Raw genomic sequence first — 17,221 nt, forward strand, 5'->3', positions numbered from 1 at the left:
CAGTGGACGAAGCGACGCTGCGATTTTACCGCGGCAATGCCGAGGCCTACGCCAAGCGCACGTTTACCTCGCGCCAGGCGCGGCTGATGGCGTTTCTGGCGCAGCTTCCGCCGGGCGCTCGCATCCTCGAACTCGGATGCGGCGCCGGCGGCGACACGGCGGAAATGCTGGCGCGCGGGTTCGATGTGCGCGCGACGGACGGGTCGCCGGAAATGGCTGCCGTCGCGTCAAGGCATCTCGGCCGCCCCGTCGAGATGCTGCTGTTTCATGAGCTCGACGAGATCGAGGCCTATGACGCCGTCTGGGCCAATGCCTGCCTGCTTCATGTCCCGAGGGCGGAGCTCGCGGATGTTCTGGCGAGAATCTGGCGCGCGCTGAAGGCCGAGGGCTATTTCTTCGCAAGCTACAAGGAAGGCGATGGCGCCGGCCGCGATACGCTCGATCGCTACTACAATTATCCCTCGCCCGAATGGCTGCGTGCGACCTATGCCGACGCAGGCAAATGGAACGCGCTGTCGATCGATAGCGGCGAAGTCATAGGCTTCGACGACAAGATGGCATCGATGCTGTTCGTCGTGGCCCGGAAGAACCTCTAACGCTGCCGCTTAATCTGATCTCCGCTGTTTCGCCTCCCGTTCTCGTCGGCTTGCTGACGCATTTTTGGCAGCAACGCGCTCCTTGGTCTCGTGTGGTGCCTTCTTGATCTTGCTTTGGCTCAGCCGTCGCCTCCCGACAATCGGAGCGACTGCTGCGACCTGACGGCTATTGAAGAGCAGGCCGTCCTGTCTTGCGCCGATAGGCCATGAAGCCCATGCCAGCAAAGCCAAGGATCATCGTCGCCCATGTCGAGGGCTCGGGGACGGCGGCTTGCAACAGACCATATTCGTACTCGGCCAGGATTCGTTGCCCTGCTGCGGACAGATGCGCATCGTCAGAAAAAAAGCTGGTTTCCTCGGAATCCACTGATCTCAGCCGCGCGTAAGGACCGTTACTGGTCTTGTTGGCACACCATTGACCCCATCCCGATCCGGCGCCGGCAACGCAGGCGGAGCCCGTGGTTGGACCATTGATTCCAGGCTTGACCGTATCCGCGGTAAATCCATACGCCGTTGGATTCGCTGTTACTGTCGCTATGAGCCCGGCGACATCGGCGTATATGTAGTCAACTTCAGCGCTGTTCAGCGCGGCGCGAAGCGTGTCGTTGTAATAGATGCCCAACGGTCCGCTGGGTTGCACACCCTCAACAAGAATGTTCTTGGCGCCGACGCTCTGGAGGAAATCGATCTTGCTTACATACGCATTGATTTGGGTCGTCAGGTACGCCTGCTTGGCAGCAAAGTCCGCATCGTATGTTTGATTCGCGTAGGTAAGGTCATTACCTCCTGAACTGAAGACGTAGAGCGCGCTGGAATTTGCAGTCCCGCCGGTGCTCGTCAAATAGTTGTCTATTTGGCCGACGGTGGATGGAAGATTGGCGTTGGGATAAAGGTTCCCGGTTCCGGCAAATACGGCGGTCTTTGATCCGCTGATCGCATAATTCGTGCCTCCGGGCTGGTTCGCGGGAATGGCCGTCAGCCCAAACTTCCCGGCAAGCACTTCAGAGTGCATCAGGCCGACACCCACCGGGGCACCTGTGCCCCCGTTGGCGATAGCATTGCGTATGAGCGTGTCTCGGGTGGGATTGCCGGTCCCGCAAGGCGAGGCTGCACCGTCGCACTGGCCAGGCGTTGCGAGAGCCCCCTTCCACCAGCCGCTGTCGAGCGTACTGTCACCGAACGCAATAAATTGGCTGTAGACCGGTGCTGCAGAAGCCGGAGCGTAGGCGAGCAGGGCCCCCAAACTTGCGATCACCAAGCGTCCAATCATTTCAAGACTCCATATTTTCGAATTCGCGTTGTTCAACCCCAAGATAAAAATGTCCGGGCAAACGAAAGCCGCCCGAAGGCGGCTCGATTACACCCAACGAACGGAATTGCTCCCGCGCCGGTAGGCAGCGAAGCCGACACCTGCGAAGCCCAGGATCATCATGGCCCAGGTAGAGAGTTCGGGGACGCCCGAGGTGACGGTGAGACTGGTCACGCTGGCATAGACAGAGGTGTTTTGAATAACTTGACCGAGAGTGTAGTCGTGGCTGTAAAATTGCAGAGTGCCGCCGTAGGTCGGAGTGTAGGTAAACGGGCCGGTGAGCGAGAAAGGAACGCTGCCATCGTAGGCGTAAACATGCGCTTGCGAATACACAACCGAAGAAGCGTCGTTCGCGCGCGCATAATGAAATTGTCGGCCAAAGCCATCGTCATATTGGACGGCGCCCGCAAAGCCCTGATATGTCGCGGGGACGGAGACCGTCACGCTGCCAATGGTAACGGTCGCGCTGGTCACGGGTGACGTGGGGCTGCCTAAGTAACCCGTGCCGCCGAAAGTTTCCTGATAGGGATAGGGGCCTGGACTGCTATTGGCATCCCCAAGCGAGGTATCGAACGTGAACTTGGCGGTGTAGGACTGCCCGACCAGATCATTGTTTCCGCCGACCGTTCCGAAAATGCCAGTCAGGTCGCGATCATAGGTCACGATCCCCGTGTAGGTGACATTGACGATGGTGGCGGATGCCTGCGAGGCAATCGAACATAGCGCCGCGCCCGCAAGCGCGCCCAATAGGCGAGATTTCATTTTAAGCCCCCTGTGTCATGCAACAGAGGCCAGCACAGGCACCGTCAAGTGACCGTCAAAGTGCCGTCAATCGGGGAAATTTCTCGCGCATGCCGCGATTTAGTTGGTCGGCTCTGCCGCCAGGGCCGTTTTGAAGGCAGCGACATATTCGTCACGAGCCGATTTGTACCGGGCACTGGCGTTGATCCCGCCCCGGCGGGCCATCATTTCGGGCGTATAGGTCGGCGACAGGCTCCTGGATGTCGCAGCGGCGATGGCCGCCTCGGACTTTCGGCCGGCGCTGTGAAGAGCGGCCGCCCGCATTCCGTGAATGCGGGAGACGGTGGGGTTGCCGCTGATGGCGAGGTCGAGATATGTGATCGCCCGCTCCGGATATCCGGCCATGAGCGCCGTTTCGCCGGCGATATAGGCAGTCTCAGCCGAGGCTATGTCCGGCAGCAGATAGTTCGTTACCCCTTCCATTTGCGCGTAGGCATCCTCAAACCGGCCCAGAAACAGCTTGATATGTGCGGCCTGGGCGGCGGCATTCCAGTGGGTCCGATCCAGCAGAAAGGCGCGTTCGAATTCGAGGCCGGCCTGCTCGAACCTGCCTTGCAGCTTGTTGATCATGCCCATGCTGAAGGCTACTTCGGCCAGGTTGGGGGCCTGCTCTCGCGCACGAAGCAAAAGGCTGTTGGCGCGCTCGATATCCTGCGCGCGCGCCTGGCTCTGTTCGCGCGCGACCTTCAGGATGTAGTGATCCGATAGTCCGAGGAGGCCATAGAGCTGGTTTGGATCCTGCTTGAGGACTTCTTCAAACAACGCGACTTCAGATGTATCTGCGTTACCCACCCGTGTCCGAATTCGGGCAGCTTCGGCCCGCCATAGCAGCGCCGGGATCGAGTCGGCTGCGGTATCGGATAATGTCTTGGCGCGGTGTAGCGTAATTTCGGCGTAGACATACCGATAGAACTGGCGTGCAAATCTGACCGATGCGGACTCCGTTGCGGTTATGGACAGTGGCCCGGCCCAGACGCTGACGCCGGTTGTCGCGTCAAACAAGTTGATATCTGCCTGGATCTCGGCCTGAGATTCCTTGAGCCTGGTCTGCACCACATAGCGTGCACGGTGGGAGCGTCCGAGGCTAATTGGATCGCGGGGCAAGGTACCGCCCTGCACGGCAACGATCGAAAGGCGATTATTGCGTGCAAAGGCAAGAACCGTCTCCGCCTCAAGACCGGCGGTTTGGACCTCCGGCAAGTTGCGGCCTCCTGCGGTTTCAAATGGCAGGACAACGACCGAGACCCGGCCGGAGTTTTCACCAACATAAGAGATCGGATCCGTGGAGCTGTTCCATGATCGATAGCCGATCGATGTACCTACAGCCAAGGCTGCGACGATAAGGGCCGCGACGGCGTATTTGTATGTTCGGCCGGCTGCCGAAGCGCCGGGCCCCGGCAGCACGGGAAGCGGGGCCGGATCCGGAATTTCACCGGACGGTTCGTTGATGCTCTCAGGCGCCGATGCCTTTTTTCGCCGAAGCTGTTCGATCAACTCTTGCGTCGCCGCCTCAGGGCGAACGCCCAGTTCTTCCCGAAGAAGAATCCGGAATGTCTCATACCGCTGCATGGCGGACGCCCGTCCTGAGGCTGCAGCTTCTTGCGCGATGACAAGGCGCTGAGTTTCCTCTCTCAACGGGTCGATTTCCACCAACCGATTGGCGACCGATAAAGCTTCGGCGGGTTCCCCGCGTTCGGCCAACATGCGGACCAAGCGGTCGAAAACCGCGATTGCAATCTCCCTGGTTCGCAAACGCTCATTGGCCAGCCAGTCATCAAACTCGGCCTCGCCGATTTCTGCCTCGCTGCCAAAGTCGCCCCGATACGAATCGGCAATTCGCCGGATTTCCGAAGCTTCAGACGCCGAACGCCAGTCCGCCAGCGCCGCCCGATCGATGGCCAACAGGGACGTGTCGAGCCCTACGGTCGAATCGTCGAACGCAATGATGTCGGTAGCCCCCGAAGCAGCGCCTCGCCGGAAGTTGCTCAGGAGTTGTCGCAGGCTTTGACGCGCTTGCTCCTCTCCGCTTCTGCTCCATAATAGCGACGCCAGCTTTCGGCGGCTTTCGCTGAAGTTGGGCGCCGCGGAAAGATAGACGAGCAGGGCGCGCATCTTGGCGGACTGAAGTGGAATGGGCTCGCCGGTTTCCTCTGCAGCAAGCTCTATCGACCCTAGCACCCTCAATTGAAATCGTGCGGTCGATGTTTTCATTTCGCCTTGTGTCGTCATGGATAACGATGGGCTATGCTGTTCAATTCCAATAAAAAAGCTTTCGTCAGAGCAGGGGCTCTTTTCCGCCATGAACAATTCATGCAGCGGATGTTTACAAGACGTGTCGCCCTAAACCGGGCTAAATGAATTTTGTTGGAATGCCGTCAGCCCAATTCCTCCAATAGCTTGGATAGTATGTTCTACCGCCGTGCGGTCGACAACGTGAAATTTGTCTCCTGACCGGTCTGAGCCAGCCTCAATGGGGCCGCTCGGTGCGACGCCGCCGCGGCCTGTCTATAAAGGCCCGGAGTGGGTTCACCATAACCCAACCGGGAATCTCAGGATTTCGGAGTGGCCACTCAGCGCCCCGGATAACGATGCAAGGAGATGGATTCCTGAGGGCTGGTCGCCTCAAACCACCCTGAAGATCGCGAGCGCCAGCGCGGCTTGCGCCAGGAAGCCGACGGTAAAGGCCAGCGTGCGGAACACCGGCAGGCCCAGCGTGTAGACGATCAGGTGCGCGACACGCGACCAGAAATAGACGGCGCAGGCCAGCACGGTCCACCTGTCGGAATAGTCGATGGCGTGCAGTATCAAGACCAGCGGCGCGAAGATCACGAGGTTCTCGACCGCGTTGTCATGGGCGAACATCAGCCGGTTGGCCCAATCGGCGTGCGGCTTGTCGTTGCGCGAGGGATTGGCCATGGCACCGGAAAGGCCGCGCACCTGACAGCGGTTGATGATGTAGGGAATCCACATCAGCCCGGTCAAAATCACCGTCAGAGTCAGCCAGAACAATTCGCGCGTGATTGGTTGCGTCATCGGTCTCCCTCAATCGATTTCGATTCCCGGCATGGGATATCAGGTTATACCCAACCGCCCGCGGCCGCGCTATGCGCGGACCTTGACGTAGCTGCCGGGCGCGTCCTCGATCGGTGGCAACTCCTCGGAGCCGACGGCGCGCGCGGGCACCTGCTCGGCGTCCAGGCTCTCCAGCCATTGCCGCCAGTCGGGCCACCACGAGCCCTTGTGTTCGGTCGCGTTCTTCATCCAGTCGGCGAGCGTGATGTCCTTGATGTTGTCGTTGGTCCAGTACTGGTATTTGCCCAATTCCGGCGGGTTCACCACGCCGGCGATATGGCCGGAGCCGGACAGCACATATTTGACCGGGCCGCCGAAGAACTGCGAACCGTAGAGAACTGAATCCGCCGGCGCGATGTGGTCCTCCCGCGTCGCGAGATTGTAGATGGGCACCTTGACCTTCGACAGGTCGAGCAGCGTGTTGTCGAGCACCATGCTGCCGGAGGAGAGCCGGTTTTCCAGATAGCAGTTGCGCAAGTAATAGGAATGGTTGGCGGCCGGCATCCGCGTGGCGTCGGAATTCCAGTGCAGCAGGTCGAAGGAGGAGGGCGCCTGTCCCTTCAGATAGTTGCTGACGACATACGACCAGATCAGGTCGTTGGAGCGCAGCATGTTGAAGGCCATCGCCATCCTGCTGCCTTCGAGCACGCCGGCCGCCTGCATGTCGCGCTCGAGCGCCGAGATCTGGTCTTCATCGACGAACACGAGCAAATCGCCGGCATGGGTGAAGTCGACCTGCGCGGCAAAGAATGTCGCCGAGGTGACGCGCTGGCGCCGCTTCTCGGCGAGCCAGGCCAGCGTCGAGGCAAGCAGGGTGCCGCCGACGCAGTAGCCGACGGTATGGACCTTCATCTCGCCCGTCACCTTTTCGATGATGTCCATCGCGGTGAGCGGGCCTTCCTTCATGTAGTCGTCGAAGGTTTTCTTGCCGAGTTCCTTGTCGGGGTTGACCCAGGAGATCACGAACACGGTGATTCCCTGGTCGACGCACCATTTGATGTAGGATTTTTCCGGCTTGAGATCGAGAATGTAGAACTTGTTGATCCAGGGCGGCACGATCAGGAGCGGCGTGCGCAGCACCGTCTCCGTGGTCGGTGTGTACTGGATCAGCTGCATCAGCTCGTTCTGGTAGATCACCTTGCCGGGCGTCGTCGCCATGTTGACGCCGACGACAAGGTTCGTCGGGTCGGACTGGCGGATACGAAGCGTGCCGCGGCCGGCTTCGATGTCCTCGGTGAGCATCTTCATGCCGCGCACGAGATTGTCGCCGTTCGAGGCCAGCGTCTCGCGCAGCACTTCGGGATTGGTGAGAATGAAATTCGATGGCGCGATCGCGTTGGTGATCTGCTGAACGTAGAACTCGGCCTTCTTGCGCGTGTGCGGATCGACGCCTTCGGCGTTCTTCACCAGTTCCTGCGCCCATTGCGCGGTGAGCAGATAGAGCTGCAGCACGAAATCGAAGAACTGGTTCGATCTCCACTCCGGATCCTTGAAACGCTTGTCGCGCGGCGACGGCTCGATCGCAGGCTTGACCGCTTCGCCCGCCATGCGGCGCGCGGCCTGGCCCCAGAGATCGAGATAGGCCTTGCCCATCCGGGTCTGCAGGTCTTCGGCGCGTTGCTGGTCCGTCAGCCAGTATTCCGCCACCTTGGTGAAGGTCTTGATGACCTCACCGATCTCGCTGGGCGGCTTGTCCTTCGGTTCCCCGTCCTCGCGCGGCTTGAGATAGGCCGCGAGCGCCTGACCGCTCGTCTCCATCGCCTTGGCGATGTTCATGGCGAAGGCTTCGGCGTTGAAGGTCTTCAAACCTTGGGTTTCGGTGTTGACGTCGCTCATATCAAGGACACTATAACTTCATTTCGCGTTCGTCACCGCGTCGATTGACGGCGAGAGGGTTGGGGTTAACCCTGTTGCACTGCGATAAAGTTTGCGTGTTCACGCATGTTGCACACATTGCAGCCGCACCGATCACATTTGCTCTTTGGGCTTTAATCGTTTCAGGCGACAATGGTTTGAACGGTTCTAGCGAAATCAACGCAGCGGGACGATTCTGCGTTGCAAAGCTCGTACCAGCGCATAGATGCCATCGCGATGCGGGGGTGCGCAGGTAGTTGGGGATTTCCGGACGGATGCCGGCAGATCGAACGATAAGGCTGTGGTCGATTGCCGCGCTGTTTGCGTCGGCATTCGCGCTTGGCGGCTGCTCGACGCAGATCGCGGATATGCCGGCCCTTGGCGTGCCGGCAGACGCGCCCGAGCGTCCGAAGGAAGCCGGTGGCTATCTACCGGTGCATGACCTGCCGCCGGACCGCAACGAGGAGGCGATCAAGCCGGCCGAACTGGCTAAAATTCAGTCAGATTTGACAGCCGCCCGCGACCGTCAGGCAACGGCTTCCACCCCGGCAAAACCAGCCAAGAAGTGAGGGGCTCGTCGGTTTGACGCGCTATCCTGGCGCATTCTCCTGGCGCGAACCGGCCAAACCCGGACCAGGTCCGGGGCTGCTTGAAAACGCCATAAAAACTGGCGCTGCCGGGCTCCCGTGGTAAAAGAACCCAATTCAACCGCATTGCGGGTCCAGAGCTCAGGGATCTCGCGCCTGAATTCGCTCTAAATCCTTGATTGAGCGCGACTTCTGACCGAAACCCGGTTCCGGTTTCGATAGCCGCGAAGGTTCCGTTCGATTCTGTCCTGCCGGTTGTCGGAGCAAGGGTCCCATGGAAGATTTTTATCGCATCCGCCGTCTGCCGCCTTACGTGTTCGAGAAGGTCAACCAGGCCAAGGCGGCCGCGCGCAATGCCGGGGCCGACATCATCGACATGGGCATGGGCAATCCGGACCTGCCGACGCCGCCCCATGTGCTGGAGAAACTGAAGGAGACGCTCGGCAAGCCGCGGACCGACCGCTACTCGGCCTCACGCGGCATCAACGGCCTGCGCAAGGCGCAAGCCGCCTATTACGGGCGGCGGTTCGGCGTGAAACTCAATCCGGACACCCAGGTCGTGGCAACCCTCGGCTCGAAGGAAGGTTTTGCCAACGTGGCGCAGGCGATCACCGCGCCCGGCGACGTCGTGCTGTGCCCCAATCCGAGCTATCCTATACATGCCTTCGGCTTCCTGATGGCGGGCGGCGTGATCCGCTCGGTGCCCTCGGAACCGACGCCGCAATTCTTCGAGGCGGTGGAACGCGCGATCATCCACTCGATCCCGAAGCCGATCGCGCTGATCGTCTGCTATCCCTCCAATCCGACCGCCTATGTCGCCGACCTCGATTTCTACAGGGATCTGGTGGCGTTCGCGAAGAAGCACGAGATCTTCATCCTGTCGGATCTGGCCTATGCCGAAGTCTATTTCGACGACGACAATCCGCCGCCCTCGGTGTTGCAGGTTCCCGGCGCGATGGACGTCACCGTCGAGTTCACCTCGATGTCGAAGACGTTCTCTATGGCGGGCTGGCGCATGGGCTTTGCCGTCGGCAACGAGCGGATCATCGCGGCGCTGGCGCGGGTGAAATCCTACCTCGACTACGGCGCGTTCACCCCCATTCAAGTCGCCGCCACCGCCGCGCTGAACGGGCCGGAGGATTGCATCAAGGAAATGCGCGACACCTACCGCAAGCGCCGCGACGCGCTGGTCGAATCGTTTGGCCGGGCGGGCTGGGAGATTCCGCCGCCGCAGGCCTCGATGTTCGCCTGGGCGCCGCTGCCCAAGACCTTCGAGAGCGTCGGCAGCATGCAGTTCGCGACCCTGATGGTGGAGAAATCCGGCGTGGTGGTCTCGCCCGGCGTCGCCTTCGGCGAGCATGGCGAGGGCTATGTCCGCATCGCCATGGTGGAAAACGAGCAACGTATCCGCCAGGCGGCCCGCGGGGTGCGACGCTTCCTTGAAAGCGGCATTGAAACGTTGCACAACGTGGTTCCTCTCGCCAACCGGCGCTAATTCCTTCTATTGCAGGTTCTCTCATTCATGGTCGCACCCCTGAGAGTGGGTATCGCGGGGCTCGGCACTGTTGGCGCCGAAGTCGTCCGCCTCATCGAAGAGCAGTCGCGGACGCTGTCCGAGCGCAGCGGACGCGGCGTGCGCGTCGTGGCCGTCACCGCGCGTTCGAAGGCGAAAAAGCGCTCGCTCGACTTGCGCGGCATCGACTGGGCGAAAAGCCCGCTGGCACTGGCCAATGACCCCAACGTCGATTGCTTCGTCGAACTGATGGGCGGCTCCGGCGAGCCGGCGCTGTCGGCGATCGAGGCCGCGCTGAAGTCAGGCAAGTCGGTGGTGACCGCCAACAAAGCGCTGATCGCCAAGCACGGCATCCGGCTGGCGAAGGCTGCGGAGAAGCATGGCGGCGCGCTCAACTACGAGGCCGCCGTTGGCGCGGCCATTCCCGTCATCAAGACCCTTCGCGAGGGGCTTGCCGGCACCGGTGTCAACCGCGTCTACGGCATCCTCAACGGCACCTGCAATTACATCCTGACCCGGATGGAGCAGGAGGGGCTATCGTTTGCCGAATGCCTGAAGGACGCACAGCGTCTCGGCTATGCCGAAGCCAATCCGTCGTTCGATGTCGACGGCCACGACACCGCGCAGAAGCTTGCGATCCTGGCGAGCCTCGCTTTCGGCACCAAGGTGGCGCAGAGCGCGGTCTATGTCGAAGGCATCTCCTCGATCGCGCCGGAAGATCTGCGTGCGGCTGAGGAACTGGGCTACCGCGTCAAACTGCTTGGCGTGGCGGTGCGGACCGCCAAGGGCATCGAGCAGCGCGTGCATCCGACCATGGTGCCGAAATCATCCTCGATTGCGCAGGTGATGGGTGTTACAAACGCGGTGACTATCGACGGCGAGGGTATCCCGCCGATCACGCTGGTGGGGCCTGGCGCCGGCGGTGCGGCGACGGCGTCTGCCGTCGTGGCCGACATCGCCGATGTGGCGCGCGGTATTCGCGCAAGGCCGTTCGGACGTCCCGTGGAGCGGTTGCGCGACACCACCAAGGCGCCGATGGAGCGCCATGAGGGCGGCTACTACATCCGCTTGATGGCGCGCGATCTTGCCGGCACCGCCGCCACCATCGCCACCCGCCTCGCCGAACAGAAGATTTCACTGGAATCGATCGTGCAGCGTCATCCCGAAGGTGTCGACCTGAATGGCGCCACGAAAAAAGCGTCACCGGTTCCGGTCATCCTGATTACCTACGCAACCTCCGAGGATGCGGTGTACCGTGCGCTAGAGGCGGTACAGCGCGATAAGGTGATCAGCGGCCGGCCGCAGGTGATACGAATCGAGAAAAACTAGCGCGCGATTTGCATGAGTTGCGCGTTGAACGATAGATCGGGCCGGGGCCCCGTGCAGGTTTAAAGGAGTAAGCCGATGTCGACCCATATTTCCGTTCCGCCGCAGCTATTGCTCGAGCGCATTCTCACGCTCGAGATCGTGCGCGTGACGGAGCGCGCGGCTGTTTCGGCGGCGCGGCTGCGCGGCCATGGCCAGGAGAAGGCCGCCGACCAGGCGGCCGTCGACGCGATGCGTCGCGAACTCAACAAGCTGCCGATCGAAGGCACCGTCGTGATCGGCGAGGGCGAGCGCGACGAGGCGCCGATGCTGTTCATCGGCGAGAAGGTCGGGCTCAACGCCGGTCCGCAGGTCGATATCGCGGTCGATCCGCTGGAAGGCACCACGCTCTGCGCCAAGAACATGCCGGGTGCGATCGCGACCATGGCGATGGCCGATGGCGGCACGCTGTTGCACGCGCCCGACGTCTATATGGAGAAGCTCGCGGTCGGCCCGGGCTACACCAAGGGCGTGGTCGAGCTCGACGCGTCGCCTGCCGACAATGTCCGCCGGCTCGCCAAAGCCAAAGGCGTCGAGCCTGGCGCGATCACGGTGCTGGTACTCGACCGCCCGCGCCACGCCGATATCATCGCCAGCATCCGCTCGACCGGCGCCGCGGTGCGGCTGATCACCGACGGCGACGTGGCGGGCGTGATCCATTGTGCCGATCCTGACAACACCGGCGTCGACATGTATATCGGCACTGGCGGCGCGCCTGAGGGCGTGCTGGCCGCGGCGGCGCTGCGTTGCATCGGCGGCCAGATGCAATGCCGGCTGATCCTCGACAGCGAGGAGAAGCGCGAGCGCGCGCACAAGATGGGTGTGACCGATCCGAAGATGATCTACGGCATCGAGGACATGGTGCGGGGCGACTGTCTGTTCGCGGCCACCGGCGTCACCACGGGTTCGCTGCTCACGGGCGTCAAATTCCGCAAGGATGATGTGATCGAGACCGAAACGGTGGTGATGCGCTCGGTGACCGGCACGGTGCGCTACATCAAGGCCGAGCACCGGCAGTTGGATAAGTTCCATTTGGACTAGCGGCTGCTGTCATTCCGGGGCGCGAAGCGAACCCGGAATCTCGAGATTCCGGGTTCGATGCTGCGCATCGCCCCGGAATGACGAACAATAAGAACAGGGGAGAGGCTCGCATGTCCGACATTTCCGCGGTGAAGGCGCTGGTGTTCGACGTGTTCGGCACCGTCGTCGACTGGCGCACCAGCCTCATCAATGATTTCACCAAATGGTCTGAGACCTCAGGCATCGAGGCCGACTGGACCGCTTTGGTCGATGGCTGGCGCGGCGTCTACATGGCCTCGATGGACGAGGTGCGCAAACACCCCGAACGCGGCTATCAGATCCTCGATACGCTGCACCGGCGGTCGCTGGAAAAATTGGTGGCGCAGTTTTCGATACAGGGCTTGAGCGACGCTGACCTGCATTACCTGACGATGGGCTGGCACCGCCTGCATCCCTGGCCCGACAGCGTGCCGGGGCTGACGCGGCTGAAAAAGAAATACATCATCTCGCCGCTCTCCAACGGCAACGTCGCGCTGTTGACCAACATGGCAAAGTTCGCCGGCCTGCCGTGGGACCTCGTGATGTCGGCGGAGTTGTTCGAGCACTACAAGCCCGATCCCGAAACCTATCTCGGTGCCGCCAAATTGCTTTGCCTGCCGCCGTGTGAGGTGATGATGGTCGCTGCGCACAACGGTGATCTGAAAGCGGCACAGCAGAACGGCCTGAAGACCGCGTTCGTCGCGCGTCCCACCGAATACGGCCCGCACCAGAAATATGATTTCGAGGCCAAGGGCGACTGGGACATCGTCGCCAAGGATTTTGGCGGCATCGCCGATAGGTTGGGGTGCTAGCGATTTCCGCGGGGTGTAGTTCGTAGGATGGGTAGAGCGAAGCGAAACCCATCACCGTCGCGCACTGTGGTTGATGGGTTTCGCTTCGCTCTACCCATCCTACGCGCTGCCGCTGCTGCGCAGCCTATCCCGCGCCGCCTTGGATCACACCGAACCAACCAAGCCCCTTATACGTCTCGTAGCCGGGCGTGGCGTGGAAGGCGACCAGCGCGCCGGAGCGGTCTTGATGGAAGCCGGAGCGCCGTCCCTCCAGTGGAAGCGAGACGCGCTCGGTGAGCAGGCCCTGGCCGTCGGACGCGGCGATCACGCGGAAATTCGAATCGACCAGCAGCACGCGCGCCTTGTCGGCGGCGCCGACGCGCACGCCTTGCACGATGGCGCGGGCCTGCGGCTCCCAGTCGAAATGGACCGCCAGCACGCCGGTCGGTTTGCCGTTGGCCTTGCCGCCGGCGCGAACGCTGGCGCAATAGGTCACGACCTGGGCGTTGCCAAGCAAAGGCTGGCATTCGACGTCGCCGACGGCGTAATCGTCGCCGGAGCGCAGGTCCCGCGCGGCGCGAAACCATTTTGTGTGCACCACGTTCTGGCCCACGACGTTGAAACGGTCAGCGCGGCCGTTGGCGCGCACATTGCCGTCGAGATCGCACAGCCAGAGATCGAGATAGACGGTATAGGCGCCGAGGATCACGGCCAGTCGTTCCGAGACATGGGCGACGGCGGCAGCCTCCGGCGCCGCTGCGCAATCGACGACGGCGGAATCGGTCGCCCACCAGCGCACGTCGCAGGTGCGCTCATAGAGATTGCGGTCGATCAGCTCGATGGCGTTCAGCGACAGATCGACCATGCGCTCGCCGCGCGAGCGGTCGGCCATCTGCGCGATCGAATTCATCAGATTGCCGGTGCGGTTGGTGAGCTGGCTTTCGAGCTCGCGGGCGATGGTCTCGACCTGCTGACCGACATTGCGGACTTCCTGCGCCACCACGGCAAAGCCCGCGCCCTGGGCGCCTGCGCGTGAGCTCTCGATCAGCGCGTTCAGCGCCAGCATCTTCATCTGGTTGGTGATCTTCTGGATCGACTTGGTCTTCTCGCAGGCGACCTGATTGACCTCGGCGGTCAATCTCGCGATCAGCGCGGAAACGTCGGCCTCGTCCTCGGCGCCCGCTGCATTGGCTGGCTGTTTTGCGATCGTTGCTGTTTGGGAGCGAAGCGCGACGGACATTGGCGGGGAATTCCTCAGTCTTTGTGCGGATGTCGATCTTCTGCGGATCGGCGAGACTCAACGAGTGCGTATTTGACTCCTTTGTCGGGGATCATGGCTAACGATTGGTTTAATTTCTGCCTCCCGCGGGTAGTATTGCGGGGACAAGTTGCATCTTCTTTGTGCAAGTCGTTTTTATCGGCATAGGCTCAAAGCCGGCGCGGCCGGGATTGTGTCGCGTTGGCCGCAGTGATTCGCGCGGAGCCGCACCACGCCATGGTCCCGGTTTGCCGATCGGCGGCTTTGTCCCTATCACTCGAAGGAATCATGACGCTCCCCGTATCCGCACTTCCCGTTGAACTGCCGCCGGCGTTTCTCGGCGTCTTGCGTTCGGCGACCGGCAAATTGTGGCGCGACCGGCTCGATGCCAGGGGGGCGGCGCGGGCGCTGGCGATCACGCAGCGCTACCAGTTGCCGGAGATGCTGGCGCGCGTGCTGGCGGGGCGCGATGTCGGGATCGACGAGGTCGAGGATTTCCTCGATCCGACCATCCGCAAATTGATGCCCGATCCCCACACCGTGACGCAGATGGAGACGGCGGCGAGGCGCATTGCCGACGCCGCCGCGCGCGCCGAGAAGGTCGCGATCTTCGGCGATTACGATGTCGATGGCGCGACCTCGGCGGCGCTGCTGGCCTGGCATCTGCGCCATTGCGGGCTCGATCCGCTGATCCACATCCCCGACCGCATCTTCGAAGGCTATGGCCCCAATGTCGACGCGGTGCGAGGGCTCGCCGGCAAAGGCGCGACGCTGCTCGTCACCGTCGATTGCGGCACTACTAGCCTCGAGCCGCTGGCGGAAGCACGGAAGCTCGGCATGTCCGTGGTCGTCATCGACCACCACCAGACCGGCGACGAATTGCCCGAGGTCGATGCGCTGGTGAACCCGAACCGGCCTGACGATCTCTCCGGCCTCGGTCATCTCGCTGCCGTCGGCCTGGTGCTGATTACGCTGGTGGCGGTGAACCGGGAATTGCGTAGCCGCGGCTTCTGGAATGCCGAGCGGCCGGAGCCGGATCTGCTCGGCATGCTGCACCATGTGGCGCTCGGCACCGTCGCCGACGTCGCGCCCCTGACCGGGCTCAACCGCGCCTTCGTCGCCAAGGGCCTGATCGCGATGCGCCGCCGCGACCATATCGGCCATACCGCGCTGATGGATGTGGCGCGGCTGAACGGGCCGCCGGAAGCCTGGCACCTCGGATTCATGCTGGGGCCGCGCATCAATGCCGGCGGTCGCATCGGCCGCGCCGATCTCGGGGTGCGGCTGCTGCTGGAAGGCGACATCTCGGAGGCCGCGCGGATCGCAGCCGAACTCGACCGGCTCAACAGCGAGCGCCGCATCATCGAGCAGGCGGCGGAGGCGCAAGCCGAGGCCGAAGCGCTGGCTTCGCTCGGGCTCGAAGACAAGGGCGCGGTGATCGTGACCGCCGCCGAGGGCTGGCATCCCGGCATCGTCGGCCTGGTTGCTTCGCGGCTGAAGGAGAAGTTTGCACGTCCCGCCTTTGCGATTGCGCTGGAGCCGGGCGGCATCGGCACCGGCTCGGGCCGCTCGATCTCAGGCGTCGATCTCGGCAAGGCGGTGCGGCAGGCGGTGAAGGAGCGGCTCTTGATGAAGGGCGGCGGCCACGCCATGGCCGCGGGCGTGACGCTGCGCAAGGAGAAGCTTGCGGAATTTCGTGCCTTCATGGAAAGCGCGCTGGCCGAGGACGTCGCCAATTCCCGTCACGAGCACGAGCTGTTCATCGACGGCGCGGTGAGCGCGCGCAGTGTGACCGTGGAATTCGCGACGATGCTGAACCGCGCCGGGCCGTTCGGGGCGGCCAATCCGGAGCCCGTGATCGCGCTGCCGGCGCATCAGCTGGTCTATGCCGACGAAGTGGGGCAAGCGCATCTGCGCCTGCGCTTCAAGTCCGGCGACGGCGCCATCGTCAACGGCATTGCGTTTCGCTCGGTCGGGCAGAAGCTCGGCCACGCGCTGACGCAGAACCGCGGCCAGCCGCTGCATGTAGCAGGCTCGCTCGCGGTCGATCGCTTTCAGGGCTCGGAACGCGTGCAGTTGCGCGTGACCGACGTCGCAGTGCCGGATCCGGGACCCGCCTTGATCAGGTAATTCGAACAACCAAGAACAACAAACGGGAGAAGAAATGACAGGGCAGGTTCAGGGCAAGGTCGCGCTGGTGACCGGCGGTGCGTCCGGCATTGGCGAAGCGGTTTGCGAGTTGCTGGCGCGCAAAGGCGCCTCGATTGCCGTAACCGACGTCGACGATTTGAAAGGTCCCGAGGTCGTAGCGCGGATCAAGAAGGCGGGTGGAGAGGCGAGCTTTTGGCATCACGACGTCACCAGCGAGGAACGCTGGATCGAGGTCGTGGCTGACGTGATGAAGCGCTACGGGCGGCTGGACGTGCTGGTCTCCAACGCCGGCATCGGAATCTCCGTTCCGACGATCACCGAGATGTCGCTGGCGGATTGGCGGCGGCAGAACGCGGTCAATCTCGACGGCGTATTTTTATCCGTGAAGCATTGCCTGCCGGCGATGCGCAAGACCGGCGGCGGCTCCGTCATCATGATGTCGTCGCTGGCGGGGTTGCGCGGCGCGGCCGGTCTTTCCGGTTACTCCGCGACCAAGGGCGGTGTCCGGCTGTTCGCCAAGTCGATCGCGATGGAGTGCGCTACGTTTGGCGACGGCATCCGCGTCAACTCGGTGCATCCCGGAATCATCGACACGCCGATCTGGGGCAAGATTCCGGCGGGAGCCACAGGCAGCGGGCAGAACGCGCCGATCGATCCCGAGGAGCGTGCGAAGATGGTGACACCGCTCGGGCGTGCCGGCCACGCTGAAGAGATCGCGCAGGGAGTTTTGTATCTCGCCTCGGATGCCTCGCGCTATGTGACCGGAACCGAGCTCGTCATCGATGGCGGGATGAATGCGGGCGGGGTGGCGCGGAGGGCGTGAGGGTGGCGAAATCCGCTTCTTCGGTGTGATACGCGTCAGAGC

The 17,221-nt window shown here is 62.5% G+C and carries 14 protein-coding genes; 8 read left to right on the plus strand and 6 right to left on the minus strand.

Annotation, left to right across the window (positions count from 1 at the left end; genetic code table 11):
- Positions 1-2: 2 nt before the first annotated feature.
- A complete protein-coding gene (locus tag C7G61_RS36170; protein WP_108522478.1) occupies positions 3-596 on the plus strand; it encodes a class I SAM-dependent methyltransferase in 594 nt (197 codons plus the stop codon).
- Positions 597-762: 166 nt separating this feature from the next.
- Here C7G61_RS36170 and C7G61_RS36175 read toward each other — a convergent pair whose 3' ends face one another.
- The 5 genes from C7G61_RS36175 to C7G61_RS36195 form a co-directional block, all read right to left on the minus strand.
- Positions 763-1,866, minus strand: a complete 1,104-nt coding sequence (locus tag C7G61_RS36175; protein WP_108522505.1) for an SGNH/GDSL hydrolase family protein — start codon at positions 1,864-1,866, stop codon at positions 763-765.
- Positions 1,867-1,953: 87 nt separating this feature from the next.
- Entirely contained in the window at positions 1,954-2,667 is a 714-nt protein-coding gene (locus C7G61_RS36180) for a hypothetical protein (RefSeq protein WP_145963750.1), read from the minus strand.
- 99 nt (positions 2,668-2,766) lie between these two features.
- Positions 2,767-5,007, minus strand: a complete 2,241-nt coding sequence (locus tag C7G61_RS36185) for an AfsR/SARP family transcriptional regulator (protein WP_108522480.1) — start codon at positions 5,005-5,007, stop codon at positions 2,767-2,769.
- Positions 5,008-5,328: 321 nt separating this feature from the next.
- A complete protein-coding gene (locus tag C7G61_RS36190; RefSeq protein ID WP_108522506.1) occupies positions 5,329-5,727 on the minus strand; it encodes an MAPEG family protein in 399 nt (132 codons plus the stop codon).
- An 81-nt stretch (positions 5,728-5,808) separates the two neighbouring features.
- Entirely contained in the window at positions 5,809-7,614 is a 1,806-nt protein-coding gene (locus C7G61_RS36195) for a PHA/PHB synthase family protein (protein WP_108522481.1), read from the minus strand.
- Positions 7,615-7,907: 293 nt separating this feature from the next.
- Here C7G61_RS36195 and C7G61_RS36200 point away from each other — a divergent pair, with 293 nt between their 5' ends.
- From C7G61_RS36200 to C7G61_RS36220, 5 genes are all read left to right on the plus strand, one after another.
- Entirely contained in the window at positions 7,908-8,201 is a 294-nt protein-coding gene (locus tag C7G61_RS36200) for a hypothetical protein (protein WP_108522482.1), read from the plus strand.
- Between the two features lie 292 nt (positions 8,202-8,493).
- A complete protein-coding gene (locus C7G61_RS36205) occupies positions 8,494-9,714 on the plus strand; it encodes an LL-diaminopimelate aminotransferase (RefSeq protein WP_108522483.1) in 1,221 nt (406 codons plus the stop codon).
- A gap of 27 nt (positions 9,715-9,741) precedes the next feature.
- The gene (locus C7G61_RS36210; protein ID WP_108522484.1) at positions 9,742-11,061 is read left to right on the plus strand and encodes a homoserine dehydrogenase; all 1,320 of its coding nucleotides are present in this window, start codon (positions 9,742-9,744) and stop codon (positions 11,059-11,061) included.
- Positions 11,062-11,136: 75 nt separating this feature from the next.
- Positions 11,137-12,138: a class II fructose-bisphosphatase gene (glpX, locus tag C7G61_RS36215; protein WP_108522485.1), complete on the plus strand. Its 1,002-nt coding sequence runs from the start codon at positions 11,137-11,139 to the stop codon at positions 12,136-12,138.
- Positions 12,139-12,248: 110 nt separating this feature from the next.
- On the plus strand, positions 12,249-12,968 hold the full coding sequence (locus C7G61_RS36220) for a haloacid dehalogenase type II (protein ID WP_108522486.1): 720 nt from the start codon (positions 12,249-12,251) through the stop codon (positions 12,966-12,968).
- Positions 12,969-13,092: 124 nt separating this feature from the next.
- On the opposite strand, the gene C7G61_RS36225 is transcribed toward C7G61_RS36220, so the two are convergent.
- On the minus strand, positions 13,093-14,187 hold the full coding sequence (locus C7G61_RS36225) for a methyl-accepting chemotaxis protein (RefSeq protein ID WP_108522487.1): 1,095 nt from the start codon (positions 14,185-14,187) through the stop codon (positions 13,093-13,095).
- A 306-nt stretch (positions 14,188-14,493) separates the two neighbouring features.
- On the opposite strand from C7G61_RS36225, the gene recJ reads away from it, so the two are divergent.
- Both recJ and C7G61_RS36235 read left to right on the plus strand, forming a co-directional pair.
- Positions 14,494-16,335, plus strand: a complete 1,842-nt coding sequence (gene recJ, locus C7G61_RS36230; protein ID WP_108522488.1) for a single-stranded-DNA-specific exonuclease RecJ — start codon at positions 14,494-14,496, stop codon at positions 16,333-16,335.
- Between the two features lie 34 nt (positions 16,336-16,369).
- A complete protein-coding gene (locus C7G61_RS36235; protein WP_108522489.1) occupies positions 16,370-17,179 on the plus strand; it encodes an SDR family NAD(P)-dependent oxidoreductase in 810 nt (269 codons plus the stop codon).
- The last annotated feature ends 42 nt before the right edge of the window (positions 17,180-17,221 follow it).

Source organism: Bradyrhizobium algeriense (assembly GCF_003062295.1).
Taxonomy (GTDB): Bacteria; Pseudomonadota; Alphaproteobacteria; order Rhizobiales; family Xanthobacteraceae; genus Bradyrhizobium; species Bradyrhizobium algeriense.